The 13,327-nt window shown below is 37.3% G+C and carries 9 protein-coding genes and 1 riboswitch; of the genes, 6 read left to right on the forward strand and 3 right to left on the reverse strand.

Annotation, left to right across the window (positions count from 1 at the left end; translation table 11 throughout):
- Together H3U97_RS11190 and H3U97_RS11195 are read left to right on the forward strand one after the other, a co-directional pair.
- On the forward strand, positions 1-1,370 hold a 1,370-nt coding region (locus tag H3U97_RS11190; protein ID WP_198198983.1), incomplete at its 5' end, for a hypothetical protein.
- A gap of 819 nt (positions 1,371-2,189) precedes the next feature.
- Entirely contained in the window at positions 2,190-3,578 is a 1,389-nt protein-coding gene (locus tag H3U97_RS11195) for a hypothetical protein (RefSeq protein WP_198198984.1), read from the forward strand.
- Positions 3,579-4,015: 437 nt separating this feature from the next.
- On the opposite strand, the gene pdxT is transcribed toward H3U97_RS11195, so the two are convergent.
- Positions 4,016-4,609 (reverse strand): pyridoxal 5'-phosphate synthase glutaminase subunit PdxT, encoded by a 594-nt coding sequence (gene pdxT, locus H3U97_RS11200; RefSeq protein WP_198198985.1) that lies wholly within the window; start codon positions 4,607-4,609, stop codon positions 4,016-4,018.
- Complete coding sequence (gene pdxS, locus H3U97_RS11205) at positions 4,609-5,496, reverse strand: pyridoxal 5'-phosphate synthase lyase subunit PdxS (RefSeq protein WP_065578948.1); 888 nt, start codon at positions 5,494-5,496, stop codon at positions 4,609-4,611. Before pdxS ends, pdxT begins: the two co-directional genes overlap by 1 nt.
- Before the next feature lie 150 nt (positions 5,497-5,646).
- Here pdxS and H3U97_RS11210 point away from each other — a divergent pair, with 150 nt between their 5' ends.
- The 4 genes from H3U97_RS11210 to H3U97_RS11225 all read left to right on the forward strand — a co-directional run bounded on the left by H3U97_RS11210 (position 5,647) and on the right by H3U97_RS11225 (position 8,948).
- Positions 5,647-7,047 carry a PLP-dependent aminotransferase family protein gene (locus tag H3U97_RS11210; protein ID WP_198198986.1) on the forward strand — a complete coding sequence of 467 codons (1,401 nt, stop codon included), beginning with the start codon at positions 5,647-5,649 and terminating at the stop codon, positions 7,045-7,047.
- A gap of 427 nt (positions 7,048-7,474) precedes the next feature.
- Positions 7,475-7,738 carry a SemiSWEET family transporter gene (locus H3U97_RS11215; protein WP_034903376.1) on the forward strand — a complete coding sequence of 88 codons (264 nt, stop codon included), beginning with the start codon at positions 7,475-7,477 and terminating at the stop codon, positions 7,736-7,738.
- Positions 7,739-8,199: 461 nt separating this feature from the next.
- Positions 8,200-8,430: a hypothetical protein gene (locus H3U97_RS11220; protein ID WP_198198987.1), complete on the forward strand. Its 231-nt coding sequence runs from the start codon at positions 8,200-8,202 to the stop codon at positions 8,428-8,430.
- Positions 8,431-8,567: 137 nt separating this feature from the next.
- Entirely contained in the window at positions 8,568-8,948 is a 381-nt protein-coding gene (locus H3U97_RS11225; protein WP_198198988.1) for a DUF1161 domain-containing protein, read from the forward strand.
- A gap of 143 nt (positions 8,949-9,091) precedes the next feature.
- A riboswitch (TPP riboswitch) is annotated at positions 9,092-9,181 on the forward strand.
- A 478-nt stretch (positions 9,182-9,659) separates the two neighbouring features.
- Here H3U97_RS11225 and asnA read toward each other — a convergent pair.
- On the reverse strand, positions 9,660-10,652 hold the full coding sequence (gene asnA / locus H3U97_RS11230; protein WP_034903383.1) for an aspartate--ammonia ligase: 993 nt from the start codon (positions 10,650-10,652) through the stop codon (positions 9,660-9,662).
- Between the last annotated feature and the right edge of the window lie 2,675 nt (positions 10,653-13,327).

Raw genomic sequence — 13,327 nt, forward strand, 5'->3', positions numbered from 1 at the left:
TAACCATGGTTGTATTACAGTCTATCTCTTTTGCTAATTATGCATTAACCACAAAAACGACCAATATTATTTATGGCTCAGCACCATATTTAACCTTTGATGGTGGTCGAACCCGGGTAACAAATACCGAAGCGCTACTCGGGATATCGCTTTCTGATGGTAGAACATTTACTCCGACAACCAATAATTCAGAAAGAAATCCTATCGTTTTACCTGTTGTTGGTCAGAGTTTTAATGATATTGCTATGTTAGTACCAATGAATACTGATTCTATTGCATTAAGTTCACTTATTGGCACACCGTATAATTATTGGGGAGATGATGATGGCGATGGTCAGGGGATTGATGGTATCACCGCTACCGGTAGTTTAAATTTATCCATTGTCGATAAAAATAATCAAGCTGTTACCCGTAATGAAGTACTGACTATTTGTAAAGCGCCATATAAATTAACCTTATCTAATGGTGAAGGTAGATTAACAACACGTTACGGTGTGCCTAATGAAAGTCGTTTTACGGCAGGTAATGCCACTTATTATATTAATCCTAAGGCATCGCCAGTGATTTGTTATGCAAGACCTAACTTGAGATACGGTCCAGGTGGATATGCTGGTCCTGCTGACATATGGGACCCTGGTAAGGGTTTTCTAACACAGTCAGCTACGCCATCGTCTTATGGTTCAAACTTTCCGACTACTGGTGCTAATGGTTTTTATTTTGATTTAGATATTAGTGGTGTTAGTCAGGTCTTATCTTGGGCGCCGGTTTCTCATGGTGGTATTACGGCGACGATGACCGATACACCATACCCATACAACAACTACCCCAGCGTTCGAGTCACCCTAACGGGTCCTTTTGCTACATCAGGTAATCCAGTTAGAATCGCCATACCATCATTACCGCAGACATTTGAGTTAGTCGGTCGTGATAGTAGTGGTAATGCGGTGGTCAAATATGGATTTGTGTTAAAGCAGTGGTTTGTTTTTCGTGGTAGAGGTGATGATAGAGATAATATATATGGCTATGGAGAATATTGGTGTAATGGTCTTGGAGGATACCGTCTTCCAAATGTCAAGGATTTAACTAATGCGTCTTGTAAAGATCGTGATGGGAGGGAAGGAATATGTCCAGATAGAAGCTTGGGTATACCGCCTTCGACACCTGATATTGTTGCCAGTCGTCAGATTGGTGGAGGATTTTTTTCGGAATGGGGGAATTTCTATAGTAGTCGCTACAAAGCTTACTACTTTTTGCAAGGTTATGTGGTTGTGGGAAGTAGTTATGTTCTGCATATAGTTAGCTCGTTTGACGGTAGAATATTTCGCGAACCTGAGAGCTGGGCGCACTCAATGCTCTGTGTCTATCCTTAGCTATTATTTCTTAGTTCTTAGGTATTGAAGCTGAGGATAAGAAAAATAATGTTAGGACATTAAACAATCATTGCCCTGCCAAGGCAATGGCGTTGACGTTAACGAAGTGGCGATAAAAACGATTTTGTAGCGCGACATTGGCAATGTGCTGACAACTGAGAGAGGTTAGCATGGCAAACAGGGATGTTTGCCAAGGTGCGTTAACAGCGAACGAAGGCGGAAGGCAGTCACATCGTGACCACTTGCGTAGTCGCCGCGGGAGATTGTAAAGAGGGTTGGCGCCAACCCTCTTAACTCGGACGTATTCACCGCATAGAACTAGCCACCAAACAACAAAACGTCCGAAACTCAAAGAACTAAAAAATAAAGAACTAAAAAATTTTGAGGAACGGGGTTTTTAAAGCCCAAAAATCCCCTTAAAGTTTCTCCGAAATTGGTTTTAAGGGCGTAATTAAAACGTAATATTACATTCACCTTTACAAAAGTTAACAATTAAACCGACAAAAAAAGTTGCATGGTTTTTTGCAATCACTATACTTTTATAGCATATTTATACGAATGGATAAATTTTATGCCATTAGGCTTAAAATTTTAAATAAATCATAAAATTGGATTGACAAGGATATCTGATATGGATTATAATTTTCAACACACAACACACAACACACAACCTGCCCAACCTATAAATTCACCTCTCTAAAGTTAAGCGCACATCGTTCATTATTTTACCGCAGTTTATTATTTCGACAATTTCCAAAATTTCCGAAATTCCGGCAAAATTTTTCAAAATTTCTTGGTTTAGTCTTTTTATCTCGGCCGATGGTTTTGTTATTAACCATGGTTGTTTTACAGTCTATCTCTTTTTCTAATTATGCATTAACCACAAAAACGACCAATATTATTTATGGCTCAGCCCCATATTTAACCTTTGATGGTGGTCGTACCCGGGTAACAAATACCGAAGCGCTACTCAGGATATCCCTTTCTGATGGTAGAACATTTACTCCCACAACCAATAATTCGAGTTCAACTAATCCTATCGAGTTACCTGCTATTGGTCAGAGTTTTGCGGATATTGGTATGTTAGTACCAACGAATACTAATTCTATTGCATTAAGTTCACTTATTGGCACACCGTATAATTATTGGGGAGATGATGATGGCGATGGTCAGGGCGTTAATGGCGTCACCGCCACCGGTAGTTTAGGGTTATCTATTCGTGATAAAGACAATAATTCTGTTGCTCGTAATGAAGTGCCGACTATTTGTAAAGCGCCATATAAATTAACCTTATCTAATGGTGAAGGTAGATTAACAACACGTTATGGGGTACCTAATGAAAGTCGTTTTACGGCAGGTAATGCCACTTATTATATTAATCCTAAGGCAGCACCAGTGATTTGTTATGTAAGACCTGGCGACTTTCCTAATGCAGGGATTTCTGCTGCCGTTTGGGACCAGGTTAATAGAGCTTTTCTACCACAGTCAGTTACACCATCGTCTTATGGTTTAAACTTCCCGACTGCTGGTGCTAATAATTTGTGGTTTAATTTAGATATTGGTGGTGTTAGTCAGGCCTTATCTTGGGCGCCGGTTTCTCATGGTGGTATTACTGCTACTATGACCTATCCATATGAAAGAAATACCCTCGTTCGAGTCACCCTAACAGGTCCTGCTGTTACAGACTCTAATCAATGGTACTCAGCAAATCCAGATAGAATCGACAGACCATCTTTACCGCAGGTATTTGAGTTAGTCGGTCGTGATAGCAGTGGTAATGCGGTGGTCAAATATGGATTTGAGTTAAAGCAGTGGTTTGTTAATCGTGGTGATTATAGAAGTACCCCTTCTAATATATCACCTTGGTGTAATAAGATTGGAGGATACCGTCTTCCAAAGATCAGGGATTTAACTAACGCGACTTGTCAGGGAAGGGGTAGTGGTTATTGGTGTCAAGGTGCAGTAGGAGGTGCAACGCCTTCGTCACCTAATAATCTGGTCAGTCGTCACATTGGTGGAGGATTGGTCTCGGAATGGGGGGATATGACCCATTTCGCTAATGCCTACTTTACAAGCAGCTATTTGACGCAAGATAGGGGGGTGGGTAGTAGTCGAGCGTTTTTTTATACTGTTAGCGCGGATGATGGTGGCTTGTATAGAGGGGAAGATATAGACCGTTCATACGGCGGACTCTGTGTCTATCCCTAGCTATTAGTTCTTAGTTCTTAGGTATTAAAGCTGAGGATAAGAAAAATAACGTTAGGGCGATAAAAAACGATTTTGTGGTGCGACATTCGCAATGTGCTGACAACTGAGAGAGGTAAGCATGGCAAACAGGGATGTTTGGCAAGGAGCGTTAAAAGCGAACGCAGGCGGAAGGCAGTCACATCGTGACCACTTGCGTGGTCGCCGCGGGAGATTGTAAAGAGGGTTGGCGCCAACCCTCTTAACTCGGACGTAATCGCCGTATAGAAATAACCACAAAACAAGCTATCAAACAACAAAACGTCCGAAACTCAAACAACCAAAAAAATTGAGGAACGGGGTTTTTAAGACAAAAAATGGCACTAATAATTAGTGCCAATAATCAAATATTACTAAAATTTGCTATTTTTATAGTTTAAAAATGGACTACATTTTAAGCGTTAACATTTTTCAACAAAATAGCGCATTATGCGGTTATCGGTAGTTAGTTCTGGGTGGAATGAACATAGCAAAATATTATCTTGTTCCGCCATTACACAATGATTATCAACAAAAGCGAGTTGTTTTACTTGTTTACCTGCTGTGGCAATATAGGGGGCACGAATAAATACCGCTGGAATTTGCTGACCGATAGGTGCAATATCTAACACTGTTTCGAAGCTATTTATTTGCCGCCCAAAGCCATTTCGTTCAACAATAATATCTATTAGTCCCAGTTGTTCAACCTCATTATGGCTGGTTTCAGTTCCGCAAAGAACTAACCCAGCGCAGGTGCCAAAAATACCTTTACCTTGTTTAGCAAATGCTTGGATTGGCTCAAATAAATCATTTTGTCTAATTAAACGACTGATTGCTGTTGATTCACCACCGGGAATAATTAAGCCATCAAGTTGACACAATTGTTCAGGTTTTTTAACTGCAATAGGGCACACAAAATCAATGCTAGCCAACATGTTTAAATGTTCAGTTACGGCACCTTGTAAATTAAGCACCCCAACGATTTTGTTAGCTTTTAAGTTGGCAATTGTTGTCATTACCAGCCTCGATCTTGCATTCTTTCTGATTCGGTTAATTTACTGATTTCAATCCCTTTCATGGCTTCACCCAATCCTTTGGATAATTCAGCTAATCTTGGATAATCATCAAAATAAGTAGTCGCTTGAACAATCGCTTTAGCAAATTTTTCTGGATTTTGTGATTTAAAAATACCCGAACCAACAAATACACCATCAGCACCAAGTTGCATCATTAATGCAGCATCAGCTGGTGTGGCTACACCACCGGCAGCAAAGTTTACGACTGGTAATTTACCAAGTTGTTTAATTTGTAATACTAATTCATATGGCGCGCCAATTTCTTTGGCCAATGTCATAAGTTCATCCTTTGATTTGCCAACGACTAAACGAATTTGTTCATTGACCCGACGCATATGTCTAACCGCTTCAACAATATTGCCTGTTCCGGGTTCGCCTTTGGTGCGTAACATAGAGGCACCTTCACCAATTCGGCGTAATGCTTCACCCAAATCACGACAGCCACAAACAAAAGGCACAGTAAATTCATCTTTCAATAAGTGATATTGTTCATCAGCAGGCGTTAGCACTTCGCTTTCATCAATATAATCCACTCCCATTGACTCTAAAATACGTGCTTCAACGATATGGCCAATTCTTGCTTTTGCCATAACAGGAATTGTTACTGCTTTCATTACTTCTTCAACAATGGTCGGATCGGCCATTCTTGCGACGCCACCAGCAGCACGAATATCGGAAGGAACACGTTCTAAAGCCATAACTGCTACGGCACCAGCTTGTTCAGCGATTTTGGCTTGTTCGGCATTGACGACATCCATTATCACGCCGCCTTTTTGCATTTGTGCCATTCCACGTTTTACAGTTTGTGTACCAGTATGTTGTTTCATTGCTACTCCTGATTAATTAATGTTAGTTGTCTAATGTCAGGACTATTATTCAAAATTAAAGCACTGCAATAAACAGCCAATTGGACTATAATTAACCCATCCAATTTTGCTTTTAAGGTAATAAGTTCTAGGAAACTTTAAAAATAAAAGATGTGGAATAAGCAAAAATTAAGCCTTTTTAATGGCGCATTATTTAAAAAAGTCACGCAATTGATTGAGAACTATATCGAACAAGGTGTGTTAATAGCCGGTGAACGATTACCATCGGAGCGTAATTTAGCCAAGGATCTACAAGTTAACCGTTCAACTATTGTGCATGCGCTGGATATCTTAACTGAACGAGGGATATTAGTGCGAAAGCAGGGTAGTGGGACTTTTGTTAATGAACAAAAGTGGGGGCTGCAAGCTTATTCGAGCATTAATTGGCGATTGCCTGCCAATTTTTATCATCATCGTCAAAATGTATATCAACAAAAAGTGACACAGGTTCGGCAGCAAATGGAGCATGTTTGTGATTTAGCTAATGGTGATTTGCCCACTAATATGATCCCCAAATTAATATTACCCAATATTACTTCCCATGAAATGGTTGCTTACGAAAAGAAGAGCGACATGTTGCAATTAGGGCTTCCTTCGCTTAAGCAGCAAATTGCTCATTATATGAAGAAACAATTTGCTATGTTGGTTGATACTGAACAAATTCTTATTACCTCGGGTACTCAACAATCTCTTTTTTTAATTAGCCAAGGATTATTAAAACCTGGCGATGCGATAGGTATTGAATCACCATCATACTTTTATTCATTACCATTATTTCAAGCAGCAGGATTGCGTTTATACGGTATTGAATGTGATGATGAGGGTATTACTTTAGAGAGTCTACAGAAAGTCACCTTAGAGCGACAAATAAAATGGTTATTTCTAAATCCTATCTTTCAAAATCCAGTTGGTTGTGTGATGAGTAATCAGCGCAAGAAGCAGGTACTGGCATTTTGTCGAAAGCAATGTATTGGTATTGTTGAAGATGATGCCTATAGTGGCTTAGCTTTTGATGAAAAAACCAATATTTTACCGATTAAAAAATTTGATGTAAGTAATCAAGTGGTCTATTTAGGATCTTTATCCAAATATATCGGCCGTAATATACGTATTGGTTGGATGATAGCACCAACTGAAATTATCGAAAAATTAGCCAATATCCGCCATCACATTGACTCTGGGTTAAGTATTTTACCGCAACTATTAGCTGAGGAATATTTAAGTCACCATTATCAAACACATCAAAAATGGCTCCGCCAACAGTTGCAGAATAAAGCTAACCAATTAATGGATTGGCTGGATGATTATTTTAATGGTGATGTTATTTACCGAGTCCCAACCGGAGGTTTTCATTTATATGCTCATTTACCAGTTAATAATGCTGCACAAGAACTGACAATATTAAATCAGTTGTTGTCAAAACATATCATTGTTTTGCAAGGTACTGACTTTGGTGATAAGTTGGGGGCTATCCGATTAAGTTATGGACATTTTGAAAAAAATTTGCTTTGATCACACATCATAAAATCTGCATTAACTTATTGATTATGGAAAGATCTAAGTTTCTGACAAAACATAGCCTTGCCTTGTCAAACATCCCTGTTGGCCATGCTAATCTCACTTAGTTATCAGTACGTTGCTAATCTCGCTAAATTAAATACAGCAAACTGCTTGGCAAGCAATAAACTTTAATGGTTAGTGTGAGCTGATTTTAGTTTTATAAGCAATTTCAGAGAAAGTGTGGGGATTTTTAAGCCTTAAAAACCCCGTTCCTCAAAATTTTTTATTTTTTATTTTCAAAATATTACTAATTTTATCAGCTATTTTTTATCATTTTATTTACATTAAATTGTCTAAAAGCTAGGTAGAATAAGGTTTAAATCGCTTATTATCTATGATAGATTAATTTTTCCATTCACATTAAGCAGGTAGGCTGATCTTGAATCTTTCACCCAAAGCTTTCCATTATTTAGGCGTCGTTGCAACGATTGCATCATTAGGTATGTATGTGTCATATATTCCGCAAATTATCGACAATCTTCATGGTTTCAAAACCAATCCAACTCAACCATTAGCTGCAGCAATTAACTGTTCGTTATGGGTTTGTTATGGATTATTACAACCTAAAAAAGATTGGCCGATTGCTATAGCTAATTCCCCTGGTGTTTTGTTCGGTTTAATTGCATTTTTTACGGCATTGTAAATTTATTGTTATACTTCTTTGTCTTATTTCAATACAGCATAATTTAAACCTTATGCTGTATTTTTTTATCAAAATTTTATCAAATCGTTAGATGATTTCTGTTGACAAATATAGAGTGTTTAGTTTCAAAAATGGATTGTTCTGTTGCCGATTAAATTTTAACCTTGCCATTAAGTTTTTATTTATCAATGTGTTGCAAGGTTATCAACAGGTTTGTTAAATACTTATCAAATAATTAAGTGAATAATTCACAATTTAGTTTTAATTAAAAAACTAAGTTTTAATTTGCATTATCAGATTCAATTATTGTCATCTATTTGCGATTAGATTATATTGGAGATCCGGCTGTTTATTAAACAGTGTTTATTTTTTAATACTCTTTTGTATTGAGTGTTCATGTTATTAATTTAGATGTCGACTTAATCGTATGAGCGTTAAAGATATAAAATAAGGAAATCAAAATGGCTAACATTAATCTTTCTGACGATTTGATAAAAGATTTTATCTATTCTATGTACCGTAAAGAAGTATTATTAAATTTAAAAGGGGTTGTTTTGACTGATGAGGATCGTAAACAACTTCATGAAAAAAGAGATTTTGTTAATCGATTGTCTGAAGCTGAATTAGCCGATATTCGTAGTTGGGTTTTAGATAAATTGAGAGTACTTGAAAGCCAGCATAAGCAAGATTAATCGGTTAGGATCTTGCGCTAACTTCATTAATAAATTGATAAAATTTATTTATCATATTGCTTATACCGATATGAACAGTTTTATCAATCGTTTTACAATGTAACAAAACTTATTATTTATAATTTATAGGAAAGGGTATGAAAAAGTTAGTCGTGGTTTTATTGTTAGGTCTGCCAATGGTTGCCGCAGCTTCTAATTGTGAAGAAATTAGTACCAGTATCGCTGAGAAAATCAAAAACAATGGTGTTGATGAAAGCAGTTTTCAATTAAATTTAGTTCCATCCGAGCAAGCTGAGCAAGGCGTTGCCGGTAAAATTGTCGGATCATGTGATCGTGGTCAACAAAAGATAGTATATGTTCGTTCACAAGATAATTCGGTAACAACTGATGCAAAACAACAAGAGTCTTCAATTTCTAATCAGCAAGCTGAAAAAGCTGAATTAGAGAAATCTTCTCAACAAGAAAAAGTAGCACCATCTTCAGAAGATAATCAACAAGTTGAGTCGAAGACAGAATAATTACTGATTATTAGCTATAGTTATAGAAGATCTATCGGTTAATTAATAAATAAATAAATAAAGAACATTTGAATAAATAGTAACGGTTAATAAACTACTATCTTTATAAAAATTGTTATTTATTTGCTGAACTATTATTCATCTGTATTTATCCGGGGTGCCCTAGGCTGAGATTATAGCCGTTGAACCTGATTCGGTTAGTACCGGCGAAGGGAGTATAAAACACGTTTTTCTACAAGTCTGTTGTACTCCTTAATTACTAATTTTTATAAAAAGAAGTCATCATGCCGTCATTCTATTCGCTCTTCTGCCTTCGTTCGCTCTTAACGCTGTTCCTGACAAAAACAACCTTGTCAAACATCCCTATTTGCCATGCTAATCTTACTCAGTTGTCACACATTGCTAATATCACTAAACAAGACTTGCCAAACTGATTCGCAAGAAATAACCATAGATATAACAGTCGGGTTAACAAATATGCTAGCAACGAATTCCAACAAACAATGCCAAATGAAATTGCGTTGATTGATCAGCTTAGTAAATTTAGAGGATAGTCGCATTGAACATTTAACAAAATTATTTAGGCAAGCAACTAAACTTGAAATTGGTTTCTGGCAAATGGGATTAGATAAAAGTATTTAAATAACAAACATACTTTACCACTATAGGTAAAGTATGCTGAATTTGAACTATATTTAAACAATGTTTAAACTAAAGTAGTTTTGAATAATTTTGTTTAGTGGCATCGTCCCAAACGCTTGCTTGTACTTGACCAATATGTTGTTGCTGTAAAAGTAACATGGTTAATCGTGATTGGCCAATTCCACCACCAATTGTTTGTAAAAAATCACCATTAGCTAATGCTTTATGCCATGCATATTGGAGGCGATCTTCATTATTAGTCAGTTTTAATTGCCGTTTTAAGGTTTCTGGATCGACACGGATCCCCATTGATGAGATTTCAAAACCACTATTTAACACCGGATTCCAAACTAAAATGTCACCATTTAAGCCTTTTGAACCCATTTCATTATCACTACTCCAATCATCATAATCAGGAGCACGAACATCATGTTTTTCATTATTTGATAATTCACCACCAATACCAATTAAAAATACGGCGCCTAACTCTTTGGTAATTGCATTTTCACGCTCTTTCGGTGATAAATTTGGATAACGTTTTAACAGTTGTTCACTATCCATAAAGGTAATTGTTTCGGGTAAAAAACGTGATAGATGATATTTTTCAGAGACTGCTTTTTCAGTCGCTTTAATCGCACTATAAATTTTTTCAACCGTTTGTTTTAAATAAGCTAAATTGCGATCTTCAGGACGAATCACTTTTTCCCAATCCCATTGATCAACATAAACAGAGTGAATAGGCGAGAGTTTATCTTCATCCGGGCGCAGAGCTTTCATATTTGTATAAATGCCTTCACCAACAGGAAAATTGTGCTGACTTAACGTTTTACGTTTCCATTTAGCTAGTGAATGAACAACTTCGAATTGTGCATTAGGAATACTTTTAATATTAACTTGAACGGCTTTTTCGGTACCTGACAAATTATCTTGAACGCCATCACCAATTTGACTCAATATTGGTGCTTGAACTTCAATTAGTGATAGATTATTTGCTAATTGCTCGGCAAAAAATTGTTTAACAAAATTGATTCGTTGTTGCTGCTCTTTAAATGATATTGTCATGTTTAGTCTCGAAATATAAAAAATTTGTGTTGCTAAATTAAACTAGAAAGCAGAAATATGCAAGTCTAGTTAACAGGCTTAAACAAGAGATAAAAAGCGATCTCTATTACGTCTAAAACAGATTTTTACTAATAACTATTTATGCTGTTTTGACAATCTAATTATCTTCTTTAACTATTGTTGATAATTAGTGTCAGGACCATTTAGTTATAAAATCAGCTAGTTCCAATAATAAGAGTTTATTTTGGCAAATAAGTTTGGTGTATTTAATTTAGCGACATTAGCAATGTGCTGACAACTGAGTGAGGTTAGCATGGCAAACAGGGATGTTTGCCAAGGCGGTGCTTTGTCAGGAACAAATCACAGCCGGTGCGTTAAGACCGAACGAAGGCGGAAGGCAGTCACATCGTGACCACTTGCGTGGTCGCCGCGGGAGATGGTAAAGAGGGTTGGCGCCAACCCTCTTTACTCGGACGTAATCACCGTATAGAACTAGCCACCAAACTAGCTATTAAACAACAAAACGTCCGAAACTCAGCGAACAAAAAAAATTTGCGGAACGGGGTTTTTAAAACGCAAAATACCTTCTAAAAACGATTATAAAATTGTCAAAATCAAAAGCCTAATCTGCAAATTATTAATATTAAAAATGGTGATTTTTTAAGAGGGGATAAAGGGGATATTATTTCTAATAAACAATAAATAACCGTGCTGTTTTCGAGCTATCAGTGTTCTTCTTTACAAAAGTTAACAATTAAACCGTCAAAAAAAGTTGCATGGTTTTTTCCAATCACTATACTTTTATAGCATATTTATACGAATGGATAAATTTTATGCCATTAGGCTTAAAATTTTAAATAAATCATAAAATTGGATTGACAAGGATATCTGATATGGATTATAATTTTCAACACGCAACACGCAACACGCAACCTGCCCAACCTATAATTTCACCTATCTAAAGTTAAGCTCATACCGTTTATTATTTCACTGCAATTTATTCTTTCCGCAATTTCAGCAAAATTTTTCAAAATTTCTTGGTTTAGCCTGTTTACCTCGGCCGATGGTTTTGGTATTAACCGTGGTTGTATTACAGTCTATCTCTTTTACTAATTATGCATTAACCGCTAAAACGACCAATATTATTCAAGGTTCAGCGCCTTATTTAACCTTTGATGGCGGTCGTACCCGGGCGACAAATACCGCAGCGCTACTCGGGATATCCCTTTCTGATGGTAGGACATTTACTCCCACAACCACTAATTCAATAGACAATCCTATCGAGTTACCTGTTGCTGGTCAGAGTTTTAATGATATTGCTATGTTTATACCAACGAATACTAGATCTATTGGATTAAGTTCACTTATTCGCACACCTTATAATTATTGGGGAGATGATGATGGCGATGGTCAGGGAGATAATGGTGTCACCGCTACCGGTAGTTTATGGTTATCTATTGTCGATAAAAATGGTCGAGTTGTTGCCCGTAATGAAGTACTGACTAGTTGTAATTCACCGTATAAATTAACCTTATCTTATGGTGAAGGTAGATTAGCAACACGTTATGGAGTACCTAATGAAAGTCGTTTTACGGCAGGTAATGCCACTTATTATATTAATCCTAAGGGAACGCAGATTTGTTATGCAAGACCTGACTTATATTATAATGCGGGGCTTTCTGCTGCCGTTTGGGACGGTCGAAGGGGTTTTCTAACCCAGTCAGTTACGCCGTCGTCTTATGGTTCAAACTTCCCAACTACTGGTGCTAATAATTTGTATTTTTATTTAGATATTGTTGGTAGTAATCAGACTTTATCTTGGGCTCCGGTTTCTCATGGTGGTATTACTGCTACTATGACCGATTCAACAAATACCAGCGTTCGAGTCACCCTAACGGGTCCTGTTGCTACATCATTGAAATGGGATTTAGCTAATCCAGGTAGAGTCAACAGACCCTCTTTACCTCAGGTATTTGAGTTAGTCGGTCGTGATAGTAGGGGTAATGCCGTCGTCAAATATGGTTTTGTCTTAAAGCAATGGTTTATTTCTTCTTTTGGTCATGGTGGTAACGTTATTTTTAATAATGTATCATCTTTGTGTAATAAGATGGGATACCGTTTCCCAAAGGTCAGGGATTTAACTAATGCGTCGTCTTGTATTCAAACATGTCTAGGTCATCCAAATGAATTTCCAGGGGGGGCAACGCCTGCGTCACCTGATAATAGATATCGTCGTCACATTGGTGCAGGATTTTTCACTGAATGGGGGTGGATGGCCAATTACAGGGGTGCTAACTTCTCCTCCGACTACATCGCATTTTTTTCGGATGAATTGACGAGAGATAACAGGTATGTCTTTAATGCTCGTTGGACAGATGGTGGTTCGGATGCAATACAGAGGGATATGGGCGTCATAAGAGGTATGCTCTGTACCTATCCTTAGCTATTATTTCTTAGTTCTTCGTCCTTGAACTAAAGAGCTAGGTATATGAAAAGAAGCGTTAGGACGTTAAACAATCATTGCCTTGCTAAGGCAATGGCGTTGACGTTGACGAAGTCGGCGATAAAAACGATTTTGTGGCGCGACATTCGCAACGTGCTGACAACTGAGAGAGGTTAGCATGGCAAACAGGGATGTTTGGCAAGGCTGTGTTTTGTCAGGAACAAATCACAGC

It is taken from the genome of Gilliamella sp. W8128 (genome assembly GCF_016100545.1).
Lineage (GTDB): Bacteria > Pseudomonadota > Gammaproteobacteria > Enterobacterales > Orbaceae > Gilliamella > Gilliamella apis.

What these genes read in the sequence shown, in the direction of transcription:
- H3U97_RS11220 (WP_198198987.1), top strand. Translation starts at nt 8,200, where the DNA reads ATGGCTAACATTAATCTTTCTGACGATTTGATAAAAGATTTTATCTAT.
- pdxS (WP_065578948.1), bottom strand. Translation starts at nt 5,496, where the DNA reads ATGAAACAACATACTGGTACACAAACTGTAAAACGTGGAATGGCACAA.
- asnA (WP_034903383.1), bottom strand. Translation starts at nt 10,652, where the DNA reads ATGACAATATCATTTAAAGAGCAGCAACAACGAATCAATTTTGTTAAA.
- H3U97_RS11210 (WP_198198986.1), top strand. Translation starts at nt 5,647, where the DNA reads ATGTGGAATAAGCAAAAATTAAGCCTTTTTAATGGCGCATTATTTAAA.
- H3U97_RS11225 (WP_198198988.1), top strand. Translation starts at nt 8,568, where the DNA reads ATGAAAAAGTTAGTCGTGGTTTTATTGTTAGGTCTGCCAATGGTTGCC.
- H3U97_RS11195 (WP_198198984.1), top strand. Translation starts at nt 2,190, where the DNA reads ATGGTTTTGTTATTAACCATGGTTGTTTTACAGTCTATCTCTTTTTCT.
- pdxT (WP_198198985.1), bottom strand. Translation starts at nt 4,609, where the DNA reads ATGACAACAATTGCCAACTTAAAAGCTAACAAAATCGTTGGGGTGCTT.